Origin of the sequence: Micromonospora reichwaldensis (assembly GCF_031845925.1) — a bacterium.
GTDB lineage: Bacteria > Actinomycetota > Actinomycetes > Mycobacteriales > Micromonosporaceae > Micromonospora > Micromonospora reichwaldensis.
In genome coordinates this window covers 1-21,298 of the sequence record NZ_JAVRFL010000024.1, presented here as the reverse complement: position 1 = coordinate 21,298, position 21,298 = coordinate 1, and the positions used below count along the sequence as shown (strand labels likewise).

The window sequence follows — 21,298 nt, the reverse complement described above, 5'->3', positions numbered from 1 at the left end:
CCGGCGCCGCGTCCACCGGGCCGGGAGTGATCTCGCCGGTTAGGCTCGGCGGCATGACCGACACACCATCGACCTCCGCCGGCCCGTCGTTCGAGGAACTCGACGCGCTGTCCACCGAGGAGCTGCGGGAGCGGGCGTTCGCGGTCGCCCGGGAGCGCCACGACGTGCGCTTCTTCTGGTCCGTGCTGCGGCACCTGCCGAACGCGGACGAGGCCGCCGTCCTCGACGGGGCGCCCAACTCGGTCGGGCCGACGATCGACGAGGCCGCGGCGCTGTGGCGGGAGCTGACCGGGCACGGCTACGAGGAGTCGGCGCCGCTGCTGCGGGCCGCGTTCATCGACTACCTGATGAAGCACCCGCGACAGTGACGGCGACCGCCGGCCCCGGGCAGGTTTGCCCCCCGCGGTCCGCCGGGAACTGAGCCGATCATGGCGCTCACCAACCCGTCACGCACCGGCGGTCGCTACGGGACGGCGGCGGGCACGGGCGCGCTCGCGGCGCTCCTCCTGGTCGCGGTCTGCGGCAGCCCGGCGTACGTCGGCTGGGCCGCCGGCACCGACCCGAACTCCGCCGGCGGCTGGTACCTGCAACTGCTCTCCTGGCCGGCGTGGCTCTTCAACGGCGACGGGGCGACCGGCAACCTGCTCGTGGCGAACCTGCGGGCCGTCCTGCTGGTCATCCTCGCGGCGCTCTTCCTCTACCTGCTGCCCACCTCGCAGGTGGCCCGGGTGCAGGGGTCGGGGACGCAATTCTTCTCCGGCTGGGCCGCGTACGTCCTGGCCGGCGGCTTCGCCTCCCTGATCGCCGCCTTCCTCGGCCCGGAACCGTCGCTGCTCACGGCGATCCAGGCCGGCGGCGCCGGCGCGACCTACGGCTTCCTGTCCGGCTGGATCATCGGCGCGGCCAGCCTCGGCGGGCGCGCCTGACCGGGCTGTGCCTCACCGCTCGGGGGCGCCCAGTTCGAGCAGCCGCGCCCGGCTGAGCACGCCGACGGGCCGCCCCCCGTCGGTCACCACGACCCGGTCCGCGGCCGAGGTCAGCAGCACCCCCAGCGCGTCGTACGCCGAGCCGCCGAGCGGGATCGTCGGCAGCTCGGCCACCCCGGTCTCCGGCAGCGGTTCGACGGCCTCGCCGGTGACCGGGGTGACCGCCAGCCGGCGGATGCCCCGGTCGGCGCCCACGAACTGCCGCACGAAGGGCGTGGCAGGCGCGCCGAGCACGGCGGCCGGGGTGTCGAACTGCTCCAGGCGGCTGCCCTCGGAGAGCACCGCTATCCGGTCGCCCAGCCGGACCGCCTCGTCCAGGTCGTGGGTGACCAGCACGATGGTCTTGCGCACCTCGGCCTGCAACCGGAGGAACTCCTCCTGCAAACGGGTCCGGGCAATCGGGTCGACGGCCGAGAACGGCTCGTCCATCAGCAGTACCACCGGGTCGGCGGCGAGGGCCCGGGCGACCCCGACCCGCTGCCGCTGACCGCCCGAGAGCTCGTGCGGGTAGCGGCGGCCGAACGTGGCCGGATCGAGTCCGACCAGTTCCAGCAGCTCGTCGACCCGGCTGCGGCTGCGCTGGCGGGGCCAGCCGAGCAGCCGGGGCACGGTGGCGACGTTGGCGCTGACCGTCTGGTGCGGAAAGAGCCCGACGTTCTGGATCACGTAGCCGATCCGGCGGCGCAGCCGGACCGGGTCGACCCGGGTGACGTCCTCGCCGCCGAGCAGGATCCGGCCGCCGGTCGGCTCGATGAGGCGGTTGACCATCCGGAGCACCGTGGACTTGCCGCAGCCCGACGGTCCGATCAGCACCGCCAGCTCGCCGGCCCTGATGTCCAGGCTCAGCTCGCGTACGGCCTCGGTGCCGTCCGGGTAGCGCTTGCGGATGCCGTCGAGCGTGATCGACGCCGCGCGCGGTTCGGCGGGGGCGGTGCCCTCCGGGGTAACGTCCACACATGTCCTTCCGCCTGAGCTACCGGGCCGACCCGGGTAACCCGTGGTTCTCCTGGCAGTACGTGCGGGACAACTCTGACACGATCCTCGCCGCCGTGCGTGAGCACGCCTCGCTGACCGCTCGCGCGGTGCTGATCGCCGCCCTGATCGCGCTGCCGCTGGCGGTGGCCGCCTACTGGTACCGCTCGCTCGCCGGGCCGGTCCTGGCCCTCACCGGGGTGCTCTACACGGTGCCGTCGCTGGCGCTCTTCGCGTTCGTCGCCCCGTACCTGGGCATCGGCGCGGCGACCGCGCTCAGCGTGGTGGTCCTGTACGCGCTGCTGGTGATCGTCCGTAACGCCGTCGCCGGGCTCAACCAGGTGCCCCCCGAGGTCCGCGAGGCGGCGGAGGGGATGGGGTACGGCCGCTGGGGCCGGCTGTTCCGGGTCGAGTTGCCGCTGGCCCTGCCAGGCATCCTCACCGGGCTGCGGCTGGCGACCGTCTCCACGGTGGCCCTGGTGACCGTGGGCGTGGTGATCGGGCGCGGCGGCCTGGGGCAGCTCATCTTCGCCGGCTTCCAGAACAACTTCTACAAGGCGCAGATCATGACGGGGACACTGCTCTGCGTCCTGCTCGCCCTGGTGCTCGACCTGGTCCTGGCCGGCGCGGGCCGGCTGCTGACCCCGTGGCTGAAGCGGGCTCGGTGAGCGCGAGGAACGCAGCGCAGCGGAGTCCCGCAGTCGCGAGCGGAAGGGTTGGCTCGGTGAGCGCGAGGACCGTAGCGCAGCGGAGTCCCGCAGTCGCGAAGGAAAGGTTGGCTCCGTGAATCCGGTCGAGGCGGCGCTGGTCTGGCTCAACGACCCGCTGAACTGGACGAACCCGGGCGGCGTCCTGGACCGGCTCGGCGAGCACCTGTCGATGTCGGCGGCGGCGGTGGCGCTCGGCTGCCTGGTCGCCTGGCCGATCGGGCTCTGGCTCGGGCACACCGGCCGGGGCGGCGGCCTGGTGGTGCTGGTGTCCAACGTGTCGCTCGCCGTCCCCACGCTCGCCCTGCTCACCATCCTGCCGCTGACCTTCCTCGGTTTCGGCCGGCCGTCGGTGGTGGTCGCGCTGGCGGTCTTCGCCGTGCCGCCACTGCTGGCCAACGCGTACACGGGGGTGCGGCAGGCCGATCCGGAGGCCCGGGACGCGGCGCGCGGGATGGGCTTCTCGGGGTGGCAGTTGCTGCGCCGCGTCGAGCTGCCGCTGGCGGTGCCCTACCTGGCGGCCGGGTTCCGCACGGCGGCGGTGCAGGTGGTGGCGACCGCCGCGCTGGCGTCCTTCGTCAACGGCGGCGGCCTGGGCCAGATCATCCGGGCGGGCTTCGGGTTGGACATCGCCGCCGGCGGCGGCCAGATCATCGCCGGCGGCGTGCTGGTGGCCGGGCTCGCCATGCTGCTGGAACTGGTGCTGGCCCTGGTCGAGCGGCTGGTCACGCCGCGCCCGCTGCGGGCGGGCCGCCGTCGGGCGCGCCGCCGGGCGGCGCAGGCGGTGGCCGGCGGCTGAGCGTCGGCCGCCCACCCCGGGTTCCCGCGCCGGTCGGGTCGCGTGGTCGTACCCGGCCATCGACGCACGGAACCGGAACGCCCCGACGCCACGGAACCGGAACGCCCCGACGCCACGGACCGGAACGCCCCGATGACGGGTCGGCGTGGCTGACTTCCGGTGACGATCCGGTGACAAACCTCGCCTCGGGTTGTCGGTCCCGCGTGGAAGATGTTGGGGTGGGAAACCGGGCGGCCGCAACGCGAGCCGCTCGTGGGACACAGCGGGCGGCCGGACGGAGATCGCCCGTCGGACACGCGGCCGGCCCGGCAGGGTCGCGCCGGGACACGGAAGGCGGGCACTGATGCGCGCTCGTACACGCCTGGCCGTCGGTGCGGTGGGAGCCCTCGCCGCGGCGGGGCTGCTGACCGGCTGCGGCGACGCCGGCTCCTCCGGCACGGACGCCCCGGAACAGGCGGCCTCGGGCGCCGGCTGCGCGCCGGTGGCCGGTGACCAGCTCGTCGTCCTCGACGACGACAAGAAGCTCCAGAACACCGACAACGTCATTCCGGCGGTCAACGCCGACGCGGCCAACCCGCAGTTGATCGCGGCGCTGGACAAGGTCTCGGCCGCGCTCGACACGCCGAAGCTGATCCAGCTGAACAAGGCCGTCGACGTCGACCGCAAGACGGCCCAGAAGGCGGCCGAAGAGTTCGCGGCGGCCAACGGCGTCACCGCCGGCATCGCCAAGGGCCCCGGTGGGCAGATCGTGATCGGCGCGGCCAACTTCACGGAGAACCAGATCCTGGCCGAGCTCTACAAGATCGCCCTGACGGCCGCCGGCTACGACGCCAAGGTGCAGCAGATCGGCAACCGTGAGCTCTACGAGCCGGCCCTGGAGAAGGGCGAGATCCAGGTCGTCCCGGAGTACGCGGCGACCATGGCCGAGTTCCTCAACACCAAGGCCAACGGCAAGGACGCCCAGCCGGTGTCGTCGCCGGAGCTGGAGAAGACCGTCGCGGCGCTCAAGGCGGCCGGCGACAAGGCGGGCCTCGTCTTCGGCACGCCCGCCGCCGCGCAGGACCAGAACGCCTTCGCCGTGACGAAGGCGTTCGCCGACAAGTACGGCGTCAGCACGCTCTCCGAGCTGGCCGCCAAGTGCTCGGGCCAGGCCACGGTGCTGGCCGGGCCGCCGGAGTGCCCGCAGCGGCCGAAGTGCCAGGCGGGGCTCGTCCAGGTCTACGACTTCAAGGCCGGCTCGTTCAGCTCGCTGGACCAGGGCGGCCCGCAGACCAAGAACGCGCTGAAGACCGGGGCCGCGAGCGTGGGCCTGGTGTTCTCCTCGGACGGCGCACTGGCCGTCGGCTGATGCCCGACCGGCCGTCGGTGGCCCTGTGCCACCGGCGGCCGACGGGCGGGCGGCGCGTCGGCGGTCGACGGCGGGCGGGCGATCGGCGGCGAAGATGCCGGATGCCCCGTTCACCCTTTCCCGGGCGGGGCAGCTCTCGGTAGGCTGCGGACCCATGCCAGCCCCGGTCGCCCCCGCCGACAAGCGCAGTCCGTCACTGCTCACCGTGCTCTTCTGGATCGGTGTCGCCCTGGCACCGGTGGCGGCGTTGATCCTGCTCGTCGCCGACGGCAACGGCCCGCTGCGGTTCGCCGCCGTGCTGGCCATCCTGGCCGTCGTCCTGATCGGCCTGTCGATCGCGTTGCGCGCCGACGGCGCGGGCCCGGCCCGCACCGATGAGCTGCTGGACGAGATCGAGGAACTCCGCCGCGAGTTGCGCGGGGAGATCGTGGCCGCCGCCCAACGCGGCAACCAGGCGCTCGACCACGCCCAGCGGGCACAGGACGAGGTCGCCGCGCTGCGTCGGCGGCTGGACGCGAGCAGCGCCGCGCTGGCCGGCGTCGACGCCCCTGCCGGCGCCGGCCGGGCCCGGGCGTCCGTCGACGACGCGGTCGCCGGCCGTAGGCAGATGCCGGACCAGGACGACGCGGCGCCCCGCCGGGGACGCGCGGACCGGGACGACGCGGAGCCCGCCGGCAGGCCGCAGCCGACTCCTCGTGCCGCGCGGTTCGTGCCCGGCCCGGCCGCCGGGTACGGCACGGACGGGCCGGCACCGGGCGCGGCCGGTGATTACGACCCGGACCGGCCGGCCGCTGGCGCAACGGCCGGGGTGTACGGGGCGGCCCGGCCGGCGGAGCCGACGAGCCAGCCCTCGGCCCGTTCGCTCGGGGTGGTGCGGCACACCGAGACCGTGCACGTCACCACCCGGCACACCGTCGTGGACGGGGCCGCGTCCGTCCCCGGCGACCGCGGGGCCCGCTACGGCGGCGGGTACGCGGGACGCTGGTCGCCGGAGCAGGAGGAGCGGCCGTGGTCGGGTGAGCCGGACGACCGTTCCTGGGCCGGTCACGGGCACGGCGAACCGGACGCGAGGTCCCGCCACGACGACCGGCCACGCCGCGACGACGACGTGTCGCGGCCGGGCCCCGGCTCTGCCCGGGACGACCGGCCCCGGCCGGCCCCGCCCGGCGGCCGGGAGTGGCCCGCCGAGCCCGGCGAGCGGGAGTGGTCCGCCCAGCCCGGCGGCCGGGAACGGGCCGGCGGGCGCGACGAGCGGGAGTGGCCGGGGCGGCACGACGAGCGCGGACAGCAGCGGGACGACCCGGGTCGGGGCGTCGCGGGGGCACCGGGCTGGGATGCGCCGGCCGAAGCGCGCGGGCGCGGTCGGTCGTACCCGCCGGACGAGGCGGGGGCGGAGAGCGGGGAGTACTGGTCGCAGTTGCGCGCCGGGGACCGGTGGGCCGCCGTGCGCGACGACGACCGGGGCCGGGAGCTGCGGGTCGGGGAGCGGCGTGCCGAGGTGCACGCGGACGCCACCGGCACCGAGTACCGGCTCGCGGACCGCTGGGCGTCGGTCCGGCGGGACGAGCCGCGCCGGGGCCCGGACCGGGCGGACGACGGGTGGCGCGGCGGCTGGTCGGAGCCGGACGGCGCCCCGGCCCTGCCGGCTGGCGGGGTGCCGGTGCCCGACGAGTGGCGTGCGCCCCGTCAGCGGGGACAGCAGCCCGAGGCGCGGCACGACGCCGGTCAGCCCGAGGCGCACCGCACCCGTCGGGCGGAGCGCGAGCCGCAGCGGTACGGCCGGCGGCAGGAGGAGCCCTACGGCCACCCGCCGCAGGACGACGAGCCCCGCGCGGGCGGAGCCCGCAACGCGGACCGCTGGCGCTGACCCCGGACGGCCGCCCCGACCGGCAGCCGCCACGCCGCCCGCCGCGACCGGACGGGCGTACGCGGCCGGGTCACTTGTCGATGTCGCCGACCACGAAGAACATCGAGCCGAGGATGGCGATCAGGTCCGGTACCAGGCAGCCGGGGAGCAGGGTCGCCAGCGCCTGCACGTTCGCGTACGACGCCGTGCGCAGCTTCAGCCGCCACGGCGTCTTCTCGCCCCGGGAGACCAGGTAGTAGCCGTTGATGCCGAGCGGGTTCTCGGTCCAGGCGTAGGTGTGCCCCTCGGGTGCCTTGAGCACCTTCGGCAGCCGGGTGTTGACCGGCCCGGTGAGCCGGTCCACCCGGTCCAGGCACTGCTCGGCGAGGTCGAGCGAGGCGTACACCTGGTCGAGCAGCACCTCGAAGCGGGCGTGGCAGTCCCCGGCGGTCTTCGTCACGACCGGCACGTCCAGCTGGTCGTAGGCCAGGTAGGGCTCGTCGCGGCGCAGGTCCAGGTCGAGGCCGGAGGCGCGGGCGACGGGCCCGGACGCGCCGAACGCGGCGGCGTCCGCCGCGGAGAGCACCCCGACGCCGACCGTACGGGCCAGGAAGATGTCGTTGCGCCGGATGAGGTTGTCCAGGTCCGGCATCCGCCGGCGGACCTCGGCGATGGCGGCCCGCGCCCGGCCGGTCCAGCCGGCGGGGATCTCCTCCTTGAGGCCGCCGACCCGGTTGAACATGTAGTGGATCCGGCCGCCGGAGACCTCCTCCATGACCGCCTGGATGGTCTCCCGCTCGCGGAACGCGTAGAACATCGGCGTGATCGCGCCGATCTCCAGCGGGTAGGAGCCGAGGAACATCAGGTGGTTGAGCACCCGGTTCAGCTCGGCCAGCGCCATCCGCAGCCAGGTGGCCCGCTCCGGCACCTCCATGCCCATCAGCCGTTCGACGGCGAGCACCACGCCCAGCTCGTTGGAGAAGGCCGAGAGCCAGTCGTGCCGGTTGGCCAGCACGATGATCTGCCGGTAGTCGCGGACCTCGAACAGCTTCTCCGCACCCCGGTGCATGTAGCCGACGATCGGCTCGCAGGCCACCACCCGCTCGCCGTCGAGCACCAGCCTGAGCCGGAGCACGCCGTGCGTGGAGGGGTGCTGCGGCCCGATGTTGAGCACCATGTCGGTGCCGAGCTGATCGCCGCCGGCCCCGGTGCCGACGGTCAGCTCGCGGAGGTCGCCGGCGTCCGTGGTCATGACGTCATCGTGCCATGAGCCACCCGGGGTCGACGCCGACCGGTTGCCGCAGCCACCAGTGCCCGCCCAGCCCGGCCGGGTCGGTCAGCTCGGCCACCGCCGACGCGGCGGCGAGCGCCCGCACGTACCCGGCCGGGTCGCTGGCGGCCAGGCTGAGCGGGGGGCGCCCGCCGTCGGCCCCGAGCGCCCGCAGCGCCTCCCGCTGCGACCCCAGGTCGTACGCGCACCGCGCGACCCGGGCGCCGGCGGAGGCGACCGAGTCGACGGCGACGTGCGCGGTGACGTCGCGGCTCCCGTCCGGCACCGGCGGGACCTGCCGCCCGCCCCGGTACCCGGTCAACGTCCCGTCCACGGGCCGGCCGTCGCGCAGGTGCCCGTAGTCCACGGCCAGCGCCAGCCCCCGGTCGAGTTTTCCCACCGCCCCGGCCCAGGCGTCGTCGCGCGTCCGGCCGATCTCGGCTCTGACTGCTGTCGGGAGCTCCGGGCGGCCCGACCCGCTCCGGGCGGTCAGGCTTGATCCCTCCGCCGATCGGGCTGCCAGGAACCCCGACCCGGCCGGACCGATTCCGTCCGCGCCGGCATCCGGTGCCGGCCACCACCGGGCCAGCCAGTCCGCGTCAGCGGGTTCGACCGGGTCACCGACGGTCTCCGCGCCGGTGGCCGGGTCGACCAGCAGGTAGCGCCAGCCCTCGGCGGTGTGCACCGTCACGTCGAGCGGCACGTTGTCCAGCCACTCGGTGGCCACCAGCAGCCCGGTGATCCCGTCGGGGATCTCGCCGAGCCAGTCGATCCCGTCGGGCAGGTCGGCCGGCCGGGGAGCCTTCTCGACCGCGGTGAGGCGTACCCGGGAGGCGAGCGGAACCGACGCGGAGGGCGGGGGACCGGCGGACGACGGGCCGGACGAGGCCGAGGGCCGGGCGGCGGCCGGGGGAGTCCCCAGCGCGGCGGAGAGGGCGCGCAGCAGCTCGCCCCGGCCCGCGCCCACGTCGACCACGCGGAGGACGCCCGGGTGGCCGAGGGCGGCGTCGACCCGCTCGACGAGTCGCAGCAGCGCGTCGGCGAACGCCGGGGAGGCGTGCGCGCTGGTGCGGAAGTGGCCGGCCGGGCCCGACCCGGAGACGAAGAAGCCGCCCGGCCCGTAGAGGGACCGTTCCATCGCGTGCCGCCAGCGCTCCGGCATCAGTTCGTTCCTCCCGAGCTGCCTGTCCTGCCCGTCACCGGCCGGCCGTACGGCGTGCGTCACCGGCCCGACCCTACGGTCAGCCGGTCGGAGCGGACGTGCCATCCCCGGGCGTGCCGCCGGTGCCGCCGGTGAACGTTTTCACACATCCTTGTCCCGGTTCCGTGACCCCGGCGCATACTTGCCATCGACCGGTACCCCTTCTCGAGGACTGGATCGTCGCCCATGAGCGCACCCCTGCGCCCGCGCCCGGCCGCCCCCCGCGGGGCCGCCGTACCGCCGGCCGCCACCCCCCGTCTCCTCACCGTCGGCGTCGTCGGCTCCGGCCGGGTCGGCACCGTGCTGGGCGCCGCACTCGCCGCCGCGGGCCACCGGGTCGTCGCCGTCACGGCCGGCTCCGGCGCCTCCCGGGCCCGGGCCGCGCTGCTGCTTCCCGACGCGCCCCGCCGCTCCGCCGCCGCCGTGGCGCGGGCGGCCACCGACCTGCTGCTGGTCGCCGTGCCCGACGACGCGCTCGCCGGGGTGGTCGCCGCCCTGGCCGACGGCGGCGCGCTGCGCCCCGGCCAGGTGGTCGCGCACACCTCCGGCGCGCACGGGCTGGCCGTGCTCGCCCCCGCCGCCGCGGCGGGCGCTCGCCCGCTCGCCCTGCACCCCGCGATGACCTTCACCGGTACGCCGGACGACCTGGCCCGGCTGGCCGGCATCTCGTACGGGGTGACCGCCCCGGCGGAGCTGCGCCCCCTGGCCGCCCGGCTGGTCGCCGACCTCGGCGGGGTGCCGGAGTGGGTCGGCGAGGCGGACCGGCCGCTCTACCACGCGGCGCTGGCGCACGGCGCCAACCACCTGGTGACCCTGGTGAACGAGGCGGCCGACCGGCTGCGCGACGCCGGGGTGGCCCAGCCGGAGAAGGTGCTCGCCCCGCTGCTGCGGGCCGCCCTGGAGAACGCGCTGCGCCTGGGCGACGACGCGCTGACCGGGCCGGTGTCCCGGGGCGACGCCGGCACGGTCGAGCGGCACCTGGCCCGGCTCGCCGCGACCGCCCCCGAGTCGGTCGCGCCCTACCTGGCCCTGGCCCGGCGTACGGCCGACCGGGCCATCGCCGCGGGTCGGTTGCGGCCGGTCGACGCGGAGTCGCTGCTCGGCGTGCTCGCCGGCGACCGGCGTGAGGTGGCGGCGTGACCGGGCCGACGGTGGACGGAGGGGGACAGGTGACGGAACTGGTGCACACCCGCGCCGAGCTGGCGGCGGCGCGTGACGGGCTCAAGGGCACCGTGGGCGTCGTGATGACCATGGGCGCGCTGCACTCCGGGCACGAGACGCTGCTGCGGGCGGCCCGGGAGCGCGCCGACCACGTGCTCGTCACGATTTTCGTCAACCCGTTGCAGTTCGGCCCGAACGAGGACTTCGACCGCTACCCGCGCACCCTCGACGCCGACCTGGAGATCTGCCGGCGGGCGGGCGCGGACGTGGTCTTCGCCCCCTCGGTGGCCGACATGTACCCGGACGGCCAGCCCCGGGTGCGGGTGAACCCGGGCCCGCTGGGGGAGGACCTGGAGGGGCAGAGCCGCCCCGGGTTCTTCCACGGGGTGCTCACCGTGGTGCTGAAGCTGCTCCAGCTCACCCGTCCCGACCTGACGTTCTTCGGCGAGAAGGACTACCAGCAGCTGACCCTGGTGCGGCGGATGGCCCGGGACCTCGACGTGCCGGTCGAGGTGGTCGGCGTGCCGACCGTACGGGAGCCGGACGGGCTGGCCCTGTCCAGCCGCAACCGCTACCTGTCCCCGGCCGAGCGGGAGGCCGCGCTGAGCCTGTCCGCGGCGCTGCGGGCCGGGGCCGAGGCCGCCGACGAGGGCGGTGACGCGGGGGCGGTGCTCGCCGCCGCGCACGCGGCCTTCGGCGCCGGTACGCCCGGCGCGCGTCTCGACTACCTGGTGCTCACCGATCCGGACCTGGAACCGGGGCCGGTCTCCGGGCCGGCGCGGCTGCTCGTGGCCGCCTGGGTGGGCGCCACCCGGTTGATCGACAACGCGGCGATCCGGCTCGCCCCCCGTTCCTGAACCCCGCTCCCCACCTTCCGCGAAAGGCATCCCGATGCTGCGCACCATGCTCAAGTCGAAGATCCACCGCGCCACGGTGACCCAGGCCGACCTGCACTACGTCGGCTCGGTGACCGTCGACGAGGACCTGCTCGACGCCGCCGACCTGATCCCCGGCGAGCAGGTGGCGATCGTGGACATCACCAACGGGGCGCGGCTGGAGACGTACGTGATCCCGGGCGAGCGGGGCAGCGGCGTGATCGGCATCAACGGCGCCGCCGCCCACCTGGTGCACCCGGGAGACCTGGTCATCCTCATCTCGTACGGGCAGATGGACGACGTCGAGGCCCGTGCCTACCGGCCGCGGGTCGTGCACGTCGACGCCGACAACCGGGTCGTCGAGCTGAACGCCGACCCGACCACCGCCGCACCCGGCACCGCCGGCGCCCCGATCCCCAACCCCCTCGCCGCCGCCGTCTGACCCGCCCGTTCCCGCCTTCCGCCCGCTCCTCCGGCGGCATTCTGTCGGCTTTCGTGCCATTCGTGACCGCAGGAACCTGGAGGGGTGGGAAGCGGGCGTGCGTGCGGTCTGTCACCGGAAGGTCATCCCTGGGTAGTCTGGTTGCCCGTCGATAGACGCGGGTGGCTGGGGGAGGCCGCTGTGCGCCGTGCGATGACCACCCTGCTCGCCGCCGTCGCCACGGCCGCGCTCCTGGCCGGCTGCGCCGACGCCGGCGGGCTGGACGGTGACCTGGTCGACGACTGGGCTGCCCCGCCCGTCGCCGGGCCCTTCACCCCGGCCGCCGGGGTCTGCCAGGTCGCCGACTTCGTCGACGTGGTGACCCTGGCGGCGTACGCGCCGGTGGACTGCGCCGCGCCGCACCGGGTCGAGACCGTGCACGTGGGCGCCTTTCCGGCCGGGCGGCCCGCCCCGCCGCCAGGCGGCTCGGCCGAGCTGCGGGGCGCCTTCGCCGACTGCGACGCCCGGGCCACCGGTCACGTGGGCGCCGACTGGCGGGTGGGGCGGCTGCGGCTGGCGGTGGCGGTGCCGTCCGGGGCGGGCTGGACGGCGGGCGCCCGCTGGTACCGGTGCGACCTGACCGAGGTGAGCACCGCCGAGGCCGCCGCCACGGTGGTGGTCCGCACCGGCAGCCTCCGGGACGCGCTGCGGGGGCCGTCCCCGCTACGCCTGGGCTGCCAGCAGGCCCGCTCCCGGGGCGGGTCGGTGCGGACGCTGCTCCCGGTCGACTGCGCCACCCGGCACGACGCCGAGTTCGTCGGGGTGTGGCGGGCGCCCGACCGCCCGTACCCGACCCGGGCCGCCGACTGGGCCCCGCTGTACGCCGGCTGCCGCTCGGTGCTCGGCCGCTACGTCAGGGTGCCCGACGACGCCGACCTGCGCTTCCGCAGCGGGGTGGTGGTCCGCCCGCCGGGGCAGGGCCGGTGGCGCGTCGGGGACCGGGGCGTCCGCTGCTACCTCTGGCTCGACGACCGTACGGTGACCGGCTCGCTGCGGGGCGCGGGCCCGGCGGCCCTCCCGGTCCGGACGCGGTAGCGCGGCGCCGGCCCACGCGGGCGGCCCCACGCGTGGCGTCGGCCGGCTGCCCGGCTCGGACCCCATGGCCCAAACCACTCGTCCCGCCCCCGCCGCCCCCCGCGAGGACCCTTCGGGTTGACTGTGGGCATGGACCTTCCGACCGTCGACCTGCCGGCGCTGCCCAGACTGCTGGCCGCCCCCGCGCCCGGCTGGGTGGAGACCACCGACGTGATCGTGGTCGGTTCCGGGGTGGCGGGCCTGACCGCCGCGCTGCACCTGCGCGAGGCGGGGCTGCACGTCACCGTGGTGACCAAGGTCGACATCGACGAGGGGTCGACCCGCTGGGCGCAGGGCGGCATCGCCGCCGTGCTCGACCCGCAGGACACCCCGACCGCGCACGCCTCGGACACCGAGATCGCCGGCGTCGGGCTCTGCGACCCGGCGGCGGTGCGGGTGCTGGTCGAGGAGGGCCCCACCCGGCTGCGCGAGCTGATGCGGATCGGGGCGGAGTTCGACCGCAACCCGGACGGCTCACTCATGCTGACCCGGGAGGGCGGGCACCGGGCGGACCGGATCGTGCACGCCGGCGGCGACGCCACCGGGGCCGAGGTGCAGCGCGCCCTGCACGCCGCCGTGCGCCGCGACCCCTGGATCCGGCTGGTCGAGCACGCCCTGGTGCTGGACCTGCTGCGCGCCCCCGGTGACGGTCCCGACGGGCTCGGCCCGGCCTGCGGCATCACCCTGCACGTGCTCGGCGAGGGCAGCGAGGACGGCGTGGGCGCCATCCTGGCCCGGGCGGTCGTCCTGGCCACCGGCGGGATGGGCCAGATCTACGCGGCCACCACCAACCCGGCCGTGTCGACCGGGGACGGGGTGGCCCTCGCGATGCGGGCCGGCGCGGCGGTGACCGACGTGGAGTTCGTCCAGTTCCACCCGACCGCGCTGATCACCCCGGCCGGTGCCGGCGTGCCCGGCGCCGGGCACGCCCAGCAGCCGCTGGTCTCCGAGGCGTTGCGCGGCGAGGGCGCCCACCTGGTCGACGGCGACGGCAAGCGGTTCATGGTCGGGCAGCACGAGCTGGCCGAGCTGGCCCCCCGGGACGTGGTGGCCAAGGGCATCCACCGGGTCCTGCTGGCCACCGGGGCGGACCACGTCTTCCTCGACGCCCGGCACCTGGGCGGTGACTTCCTGGCCCGGCGCTTCCCGACCATCGTCGCGTCCTGCCTGGCCATCGGGGTCGACCCGGGGACCGATCTGATCCCGGTCGCCCCGGCCGCGCACTACGCCTCCGGCGGCGTCCGCACGGACCTGCGGGGCCGCACCTCCATCCCCGGGCTGTACGCGTGCGGTGAGGTCGCCTGCACCGGCGTGCACGGCGCGAACCGGCTGGCCAGCAACTCGCTGCTGGAGGGGCTGGTCTTCTCCCGGCGGATCGCCGAGGACATCGCTGCCGGGCTGCCCGAGCAGGCCCAGCCGGCGGCGACGGGCGCCTGGGTGGGCGGCGAGGGCTGGGTGGTGCCGGCCGAGGCGACGCCCACGCTGCAACGGGCGATGACCCGGGGCGCGGGCGTGCTCCGCTCGGCGGAGACCCTCGCGGCGACCGCCGGCGCGCTGACCGGGCTCGGCGAGGGCCGGGGCCGGCCCCGGACGGCCGACTGGGAGGCGACGAACCTGATCACCGTGGCGTCGGCGCTGGTCGCCGCCGCGTACGCCCGCCGGGAGACCCGGGGCTGCCACTGGCGGGAGGACTTCCCGACGGCCGACGAGCGGTGGCACGGCCACCTGGTCGGCGCGGTCGGGGCGCAGGGCCGGCTGACGCAAGCGTGGGAGGGAACCCGATGACGGAGTCGACGGAACGGGCACTGCGGGACGCCGGCCTGGATCCGGCGCAGGTGCGGCGGACGGTCGAGGCCGCGCTCGCCGAGGACCTGGGCCCGGACCTCCTGGACGTCACCAGCGTCGCCACCATCCCGGTCGGGCAGACCGACACGGCCGACCTGGTGGCCCGCGCCGACGGCGTGGTGGCCGGGCTGGCTGTGGCAGCTGCCGTGTTCGAGGTGGTCGGCGAGGCGACCGGCGCCGGTCGTACGGTCGAGGTGTCGGTGGTGGGCCGCGACGGCGAGCGGGTGGCGCGCGGCGACGTGCTGGCCACGGTGACCGGCCCCACCCGGCTGCTGCTCACCGCCGAGCGCACGGCGCTCAACCTGCTCTGCCGGATGTCCGGGGTGGCCACCCACACCCGGGCCTGGGCGGACGCCCTGGCCGGCACCAAGGCGATGGTGCTGGACACCCGCAAGACCACCCCGGGCCTGCGCGCCCTGGAGAAGTACGCGGTCCGCGCGGGCGGCGGCACGAACAAGCGGATGGGCCTGCACGACGTCGCGATGATCAAGGACAACCACAAGTTCGCGGCGGGCGGCATCACGGCGGCCTTCCGCCGGGTCCGGGAGACCTTCCCGGACGTGCCCGTGCAGGTCGAGGTGGACACGGTCGCCGAGGCGGTGGAGGCGGTCGAGGCCGGGGCGGACTTCCTGCTGCTGGACAACATGACCCCGGACATGCTCACCGAGGTGGTCGCGTCGGTGGGGGACCGGGCGGAGCTGGAGGCGACCGGCGGGCTGACCCTCGACGTGGCGGCGCGGTACGCGGCGACCGGTGTCGACTTCCTGTCGGTCGGGGCCCTGACGCACTCCTCGCCGATCCTCGACATCGCCATGGACCTGCGCACCGCGTGAACCGGCGGCCGGGCGTTGTCTAGGCTGCGAGCGTGCTGCTCTGCATCGACATCGGAAACACCAACACCGTGCTGGCGACCTTCGACGGCGACAAGCTGGTGCACTCCTGGCGGATCAAGACCGATGCGCGGGCGACGGCCGACGAGCTGGGCCTGAAGTTCCGGGGCCTGCTCGCCGCGGACGCCGTCGAGATCACCGGGGTCGCGGCCTGCTCCACGGTCCCGGCCGCGCTGCGCTCGCTGCGCAACATGCTCGCCCGCTACTACGCGGACCTGCCGAGCGTGATCGTCGAGCCCGGGGTGCGCACCGGGGTGCAGCTCGCCATCGACAACCCGAAGGAGGTGGGCGCCGACCGGGTGGTGAACACCCTGGCCGCGTACACCCTCTACGGCGGGCCGTCGATCGTGGTGGACTTCGGCACCACCACCAACTTCGACGTGATCAGCGGCCGGGGCGAGTTCCTCGGCGGCGCCTTCGCCCCGGGCATCGAGATCTCCTTCGACGCGCTCGCCGCCCGGGCCGCCCAGCTGCGCAAGGTGGAGGCGACCAAGCCCCGCTCGGTGATCGGCAAGAACACCGTCGAGTGCCTCCAGTCCGGCCTCTACTTCGGCTTCGCCGGGCAGGTGGACCGGATCGTCGAGCGGATGATCGAGGAGATCGGCGAGGTGAGCGCCGTGATCGCCACGGGCGGGCTGGCCTCGCTCGTGATCAACGAGTGCCGCACGATCACCCACCACGAGCCGATGATCACCCTGATCGGCCTGCGGATGGTCTACGAGCGCAACGTCTGAACCCCGGCCGCCGGAGAGGGCGCGAGTGGGGCCGGTCATGCGGGCGGGTCATCCCGTAACGCCCTCCGGGCGCCTTGAGTACGCTCGGGGCCTGACCCCGCCCGAAATCTCCTTCTGAGGAAGCGTGCCGTGACCGAGCAGAACCCCGTGCCAGTCGATCCCGCCGACGACCTTCCCGAGCAGATGAAGGTCCGCCGGGAGAAGCGGGACCGGATGCTCGCCGAGGGCGTCGAGCCGTACCCCATCGGATTCCCCCGGACCAGCACGCTGGCCGGGATCCGCGAGAAGTACGCCGAGCTGCCCACCGACACCGCCACGGGGGACCAGGTCTCGGTCACCGGCCGGGTGATCTTCGTACGCAACACGGGCAAGCTCTGCTTCGCCACCCTCCGGGACGGCGACGGGACGGAGTTGCAGGCCATGCTCTCCCTCGACCGGGTCGGCCCGGACCGGCTGAACGACTGGAAGCGCCTGGTCGACCTCGGTGACCTCGTCGGCGTGACCGGCGAGGTGATCACCAGCCGGCGCGGCGAGCTGTCCGTGCTGGTCGAGCAGTGGGCGGTGACGGCGAAGGCGCTCCGCCCGCTGCCGGTGGCGCACAAGCCGCTGAGCGAGGAGGCGCGGGTCCGGCAGCGCTACGTGGACCTGATCGTCCGGCCGCAGGCCCGCCAGATGGTGCGTACCCGGGCCACGACCGTGCGCAGCCTGCGCGAGACGCTGCACGGCCGGGACTTCATCGAGGTGGAGACCCCGATGCTCCAGCTGCTGCACGGCGGCGCGGCGGCCCGGCCATTCGTGACCCACAGCAATGCACTCAGCACCGATCTGTATCTGCGAATCGCGCCGGAACTGTTTCTCAAGCGGGCCGTCGTCGGCGGCGTCGACCGGGTCTTCGAGATCAACCGCAACTTCCGTAATGAGGGTGTCGACTCTTCGCACTCGCCCGAGTTCGCGATGCTCGAGGCATACGAGGCGTACGGCGACTACGACACCATGGCCGAGCTGACCCGGAATCTCGTGCAGCAGGCGGCGATCGCCGTCAGCGGCTCGACCGTCGTGACGCACGCCGACGGCCGGGAGTTCGATCTCGGCGGCGAGTGGCGCTCGGTGACCCTCTTCGGGGTGCTTTCCGAGGCCCTCGGCGAGGAGGTCACGGTGCGCACCGAGCACGCCCGCCTGGTGGAGTACGCCGACAAGGTGGGTTTGGCGGTCGACCCGAAGTGGGGACCGGGCAAGCTGGCCGAGGAACTGTTCGAGGAGCTGGTGGTGCCGAGCCTCCAGGCGCCCACCTTCGTCCGCGACTACCCGGAGGAGACGAGCCCGCTGACCCGGGCGCACCGCAGCGAGCCCGGGCTGGCCGAGAAGTGGGACCTCTACGTGCTCGGTTTCGAGCTGGGGACCGCGTACTCCGAGCTGGTGGACCCGGTGGTGCAGCGGGAGCGGCTGGTGGCCCAGGCCCAGCTCGGCGCCCGCGGCGACGACGAGGCCATGCGGCTGGACGAGGACTTTCTCCGGGCGATGGAGTACGGAATGCCGCCGGCCGGGGGTATGGGAATGGGAATCGACCGGCTCTTGATGGCGCTCACCGGCCTGGGAATTCGGGAAACCATCCTCTTCCCCCTGGTTCGCCCGGAGTAGCCGCACATCTCCACCGGGTCGTTACCGCATCCTATTGACGCGACAAGCGTCGCGCGGGTTATCGTGCTTACAGTTTGCAGGAGCACCCTGCTCGAAAGGAATGTGGGACGTGGCCAAGCAGATCATTCATAAGCTGGTCGATGACCTGGACGGCGGGGACGCTGACGAGACGGTCAAGTTCGCGCTCGACGGCGTTCAGTACGAGATCGACCTGTCTAGCTCGAACGCCGAGAAATTGCGCGACGTATTCGCCTCGTACATCGCCCACGGCACCAAGGTGGGTAGGGGCGGCGTCGTCGTCGGCGGCCGGGCCGCGCGCGGCCGGGGTGGCGCCACCGCCGACCGGGAGCAGAACAAGGCGATCCGCGCCTGGGCCAAGAAGGCCGGCAAGGACATCTCCGACCGGGGCCGGATCCCCCAGGAGATCGTCGACGAATACCACGCGAAGGCCGGTCACTGACCGGGACCGCCGACGGGCGACACCGACGCCGGGCCGGAGCACGACTCCGGGCCGGCGTCGCCGTATCCGCCCGGGGTCGCGTCCGAGCGGGAAGAATTCCGTCCCGACGGTCGTTGTCCACAGCCGGTGGAGAGTCTGTCCACAGCCTGTGGACGACTCCCGGACGGCCCGGATCCGGGCCGCGTCGGCACCGGCGCGACCCGCACGACGGGTCCACGACCGGGGTCGAATTTCGCTCTGCGCGTACAGGCAGGGGTACCGGAACACCCCCTGAGCGCGGACGGTTGTGCAAAACGACGCGTACACGGCTTCCGACGGGGACACACGACCTCAGCGGAGTCGGTCCGCGGCGATAGAGTAAGGAGGCACGGACGCCCGTCCCGGTCGTCCGCGCACCGGCCCCGCCACGACTTCTTGACCATCAAGATCGAGTGCGCACGGCACGTGAGGAGCACGAGGGCATGTTCGAGCGGTTCACCGACCGAGCGCGACGGGTTGTCGTCCTGGCCCAGGAAGAGGCCCGGATGCTCAACCACAACTACATCGGTACGGAACACATCCTGCTGGGCCTGATCCACGAGGGTGAGGGCGTCGCCGCCAAGGCTCTGGAGAGCCTCGGCATCTCCCTGGAGGGTGTGCGGCAGCAGGTCGAGGAGATCATCGGCCAGGGTCAGCAGGCGCCGAGCGGGCACATCCCGTTCACGCCGCGGGCCAAGAAGGTGCTGGAGCTGTCGCTGCGCGAGGCGCTGCAGCTCGGCCACAACTACATCGGCACGGAGCACATCCTGCTCGGTCTGATCCGCGAGGGTGAGGGCGTCGCCGCCCAGGTGCTGGTCAAGCTCGGCGCCGACCTCAACCGGGTCCGCCAGCAGGTGATCCAGCTGCTCTCCGGCTACCAGGGCAAGGAGCCGGCCGCGGCGGGCACCACGCCGGGCGAGGCTGCGCCGTCCACCAGCCTCGTGCTGGACCAGTTCGGCCGCAACCTGACCCAGGCCGCCCGCGAGGGCAAGCTCGACCCGGTCATCGGGCGCGAGAAGGAAATCGAGCGGGTCATGCAGGTGCTCTCCCGCCGCACCAAGAACAACCCGGTCCTGATCGGTGAGCCCGGCGTCGGCAAGACCGCCGTGGTGGAGGGGCTGTCCCAGAAGATCATCAAGGGCGAGGTGCCCGAGACGCTGAAGGACAAGCAGCTCTACACGCTCGACCTCGGTGCCCTGGTCGCCGGTTCCCGCTACCGCGGTGACTTCGAGGAGCGCCTCAAGAAGGTGCTCAAGGAGATCCGCACCCGCGGCGACATCATCCTCTTCATCGACGAGATCCACACCCTGGTCGGCGCGGGTGCCGCCGAGGGCGCGATCGACGCGGCGAGCATCCTCAAGCCGATGCTGGCCCGTGGCGAGCTGCAGACCATCGGCGCGACCACGCTCGACGAATACCGCAAGCACCTGGAGAAGGACGCCGCCCTCGAGCGCCGCTTCCAGCCGATCCAGGTGGGTGAGCCGTCGCTGGCCCACACCATCGAGATCCTCAAGGGCCTGCGCGACCGCTACGAGGCGCACCACCGCGTCAGCATCACCGACGCGGCTCTGGTGGCCGCCGCGACGCTGGCCGACCGGTACATCTCCGACCGCTTCCTGCCGGACAAGGCGATCGACCTGATCGACGAGGCCGGCGCCCGGATGCGGATCCGCCGGATGACCGCGCCGCCGGACCTGCGCGACTTCGACGAGCGCATCGCCCAGGTGCGTCGCGACAAGGAGTCCGCGATCGACGCGCAGGACTTCGAGCGCGCCGCCCAGCTGCGTGACAAGGAGAAGCAGCTCCTCGGCCAGAAGGCCCAGCGGGAGAAGGAGTGGAAGGCCGGTGACCTGGACGTCGTCAGCGAGGTCGACGACGAGCAGATCGCCGAGGTGCTCGGCAACTGGACCGGCATCCCGGTCTACAAGCTGACCGAGGAGGAGACCTCGCGCCTGCTGCGCATGGAGGACGAGCTGCACAAGCGCGTCATCGGCCAGGAGGACGCGGTCAAGGCGGTCTCGAAGGCGATCCGGCGTACCCGGGCCGGCCTGAAGGACCCGAAGCGTCCGTCGGGCTCGTTCATCTTCGCCGGCCCGTCCGGTGTCGGTAAGACCGAGCTCTCCAAGGCGCTCGCCGAGTTCCTGTTCGGCAGCGAGGACGCCCTCATCCAGCTGGACATGTCCGAGTTCCACGACCGCTACACGGTCTCCCGGCTGGTGGGTGCCCCTCCCGGCTACGTCGGCTACGACGAGGGCGGCCAGCTGACCGAGAAGGTGCGGCGTCGGCCGTTCTCGGTGGTCCTCTTCGACGAGATCGAGAAGGCCCACCCGGACGTGTTCAACACGCTGCTCCAGATCCTGGAGGACGGTCGGCTCACCGACGGTCAGGGCCGGATCGTGGACTTCAAGAACACGGTCATCATCCTGACCACCAACCTGGGCACCCGCGACGTCGCCAAGGCGGTCTCGCTCGGTTTCCAGGCGTCGGAGGACTCCGAGTCCAACTACGACCGGATGAAGCAGAAGGTCAACGACGAGCTCAAGCAGCACTTCCGGCCTGAGTTCCTCAACCGGATCGACGACACCATCGTCTTCCACCAGCTGCGCCAGCTGGAGATCCTGTCGATCGTCGACATCATGATCCAGCGGATCGAGGGCCAGCTGCGGAACAAGGACATGGGTCTGGAGCTGACCGACAACGCCAAGAAGTACCTGGCGAAGAAGGGCTTCGACCCGGTGCTCGGTGCGCGTCCGCTGCGTCGCACGATCCAGCGCGACATCGAGGACAACCTGTCCGAGCGGATCCTCTTCAACGAGCTGACCCCGGGTCAGATCGTGGTGGTGGACTGCGAGGGCGATCCGGAGGACATCGACAAGTCCAAGCTCATCTTCACGGGCGCGGACCGGCCGGCCACCGTGCCGGACGCCGTCCCGGCCGACCTCGGTGGCACCGCCGCCGCAGGCGCGGACGAGTAGGGCCGGAACAGCAGCACG

At 73.9% G+C, this 21,298-nt stretch carries 19 protein-coding genes; 16 read left to right on the top strand and 3 right to left on the bottom strand.

Annotated elements, in window-relative coordinates; translation table 11 throughout:
* Positions 1-53: 53 nt before the first annotated feature.
* The gene (locus RM555_RS20095; protein ID WP_132238640.1) at positions 54-368 is read left to right on the top strand and encodes a hypothetical protein; all 315 of its coding nucleotides are present in this window, start codon (positions 54-56) and stop codon (positions 366-368) included.
* Positions 369-428: 60 nt separating this feature from the next.
* Entirely contained in the window at positions 429-926 is a 498-nt protein-coding gene (locus tag RM555_RS20090) for a hypothetical protein (protein WP_311413186.1), read from the top strand.
* 12 nt (positions 927-938) lie between these two features.
* Here the strand turns inward: RM555_RS20090 and RM555_RS20085 are convergent, their stop codons facing one another.
* Positions 939-1,940, bottom strand: a complete 1,002-nt coding sequence (locus RM555_RS20085) for an ABC transporter ATP-binding protein (protein ID WP_311413185.1) — start codon at positions 1,938-1,940, stop codon at positions 939-941.
* 2 nt (positions 1,941-1,942) lie between these two features.
* Here RM555_RS20085 and RM555_RS20080 point away from each other — a divergent pair, with 2 nt between their 5' ends.
* The 4 genes from RM555_RS20080 to RM555_RS20065 all read left to right on the top strand — a co-directional run bounded on the left by RM555_RS20080 (position 1,943) and on the right by RM555_RS20065 (position 6,679).
* The gene (locus RM555_RS20080) at positions 1,943-2,626 is read left to right on the top strand and encodes an ABC transporter permease (protein ID WP_311413184.1); all 684 of its coding nucleotides are present in this window, start codon (positions 1,943-1,945) and stop codon (positions 2,624-2,626) included.
* Between the two features lie 115 nt (positions 2,627-2,741).
* Entirely contained in the window at positions 2,742-3,464 is a 723-nt protein-coding gene (locus RM555_RS20075; protein ID WP_121401579.1) for an ABC transporter permease, read from the top strand.
* A 343-nt stretch (positions 3,465-3,807) separates the two neighbouring features.
* Positions 3,808-4,812, top strand: a complete 1,005-nt coding sequence (locus RM555_RS20070) for a glycine betaine ABC transporter substrate-binding protein (RefSeq protein WP_151456517.1) — start codon at positions 3,808-3,810, stop codon at positions 4,810-4,812.
* A gap of 154 nt (positions 4,813-4,966) precedes the next feature.
* On the top strand, positions 4,967-6,679 hold the full coding sequence (locus RM555_RS20065) for a hypothetical protein (protein ID WP_311413183.1): 1,713 nt from the start codon (positions 4,967-4,969) through the stop codon (positions 6,677-6,679).
* A gap of 70 nt (positions 6,680-6,749) precedes the next feature.
* Here the strand turns inward: RM555_RS20065 and RM555_RS20060 are convergent, their stop codons facing one another.
* Positions 6,750-7,910 carry an NADH-quinone oxidoreductase subunit D gene (locus RM555_RS20060; protein ID WP_132238654.1) on the bottom strand — a complete coding sequence of 387 codons (1,161 nt, stop codon included), beginning with the start codon at positions 7,908-7,910 and terminating at the stop codon, positions 6,750-6,752.
* Positions 7,911-7,914: 4 nt separating this feature from the next.
* Positions 7,915-9,090 carry an SAM-dependent methyltransferase gene (locus RM555_RS20055; RefSeq protein ID WP_311413246.1) on the bottom strand — a complete coding sequence of 392 codons (1,176 nt, stop codon included), beginning with the start codon at positions 9,088-9,090 and terminating at the stop codon, positions 7,915-7,917.
* Positions 9,091-9,315: 225 nt separating this feature from the next.
* Here RM555_RS20055 and RM555_RS20050 point away from each other — a divergent pair, with 225 nt between their 5' ends.
* From RM555_RS20050 to RM555_RS20005, 10 genes are all read left to right on the top strand, one after another.
* Complete coding sequence (locus RM555_RS20050; RefSeq protein ID WP_311413182.1) at positions 9,316-10,269, top strand: Rossmann-like and DUF2520 domain-containing protein; 954 nt, start codon at positions 9,316-9,318, stop codon at positions 10,267-10,269.
* Positions 10,270-10,298: 29 nt separating this feature from the next.
* A complete protein-coding gene (panC, locus tag RM555_RS20045) occupies positions 10,299-11,147 on the top strand; it encodes a pantoate--beta-alanine ligase (RefSeq protein WP_311413245.1) in 849 nt (282 codons plus the stop codon).
* Between the two features lie 34 nt (positions 11,148-11,181).
* Positions 11,182-11,607 (top strand): aspartate 1-decarboxylase, encoded by a 426-nt coding sequence (gene panD / locus RM555_RS20040; RefSeq protein ID WP_132238660.1) that lies wholly within the window; start codon positions 11,182-11,184, stop codon positions 11,605-11,607.
* Positions 11,608-11,799: 192 nt separating this feature from the next.
* Entirely contained in the window at positions 11,800-12,681 is an 882-nt protein-coding gene (locus tag RM555_RS20035; protein WP_311413244.1) for a septum formation family protein, read from the top strand.
* Between the two features lie 129 nt (positions 12,682-12,810).
* Positions 12,811-14,505, top strand: a complete 1,695-nt coding sequence (locus RM555_RS20030; protein WP_311413181.1) for an L-aspartate oxidase — start codon at positions 12,811-12,813, stop codon at positions 14,503-14,505.
* Positions 14,502-15,398 (top strand): carboxylating nicotinate-nucleotide diphosphorylase, encoded by an 897-nt coding sequence (gene nadC / locus RM555_RS20025; RefSeq protein ID WP_311413180.1) that lies wholly within the window; start codon positions 14,502-14,504, stop codon positions 15,396-15,398. The genes RM555_RS20030 and nadC overlap by 4 nt, the downstream gene beginning before the upstream one ends.
* Before the next feature lie 32 nt (positions 15,399-15,430).
* The gene (locus tag RM555_RS20020) at positions 15,431-16,189 is read left to right on the top strand and encodes a type III pantothenate kinase (protein ID WP_132238666.1); all 759 of its coding nucleotides are present in this window, start codon (positions 15,431-15,433) and stop codon (positions 16,187-16,189) included.
* Positions 16,190-16,318: 129 nt separating this feature from the next.
* Complete coding sequence (gene lysS / locus RM555_RS20015; RefSeq protein WP_311413179.1) at positions 16,319-17,827, top strand: lysine--tRNA ligase; 1,509 nt, start codon at positions 16,319-16,321, stop codon at positions 17,825-17,827.
* 109 nt (positions 17,828-17,936) lie between these two features.
* Positions 17,937-18,287 (top strand): histone-like nucleoid-structuring protein Lsr2, encoded by a 351-nt coding sequence (locus RM555_RS20010; RefSeq protein ID WP_165947879.1) that lies wholly within the window; start codon positions 17,937-17,939, stop codon positions 18,285-18,287.
* Between the two features lie 461 nt (positions 18,288-18,748).
* Positions 18,749-21,280, top strand: coding sequence for an ATP-dependent Clp protease ATP-binding subunit (locus RM555_RS20005; RefSeq protein ID WP_311413243.1), 2,532 nt, complete (start codon positions 18,749-18,751; stop codon positions 21,278-21,280).
* Positions 21,281-21,298 lie beyond the last annotated feature (18 nt).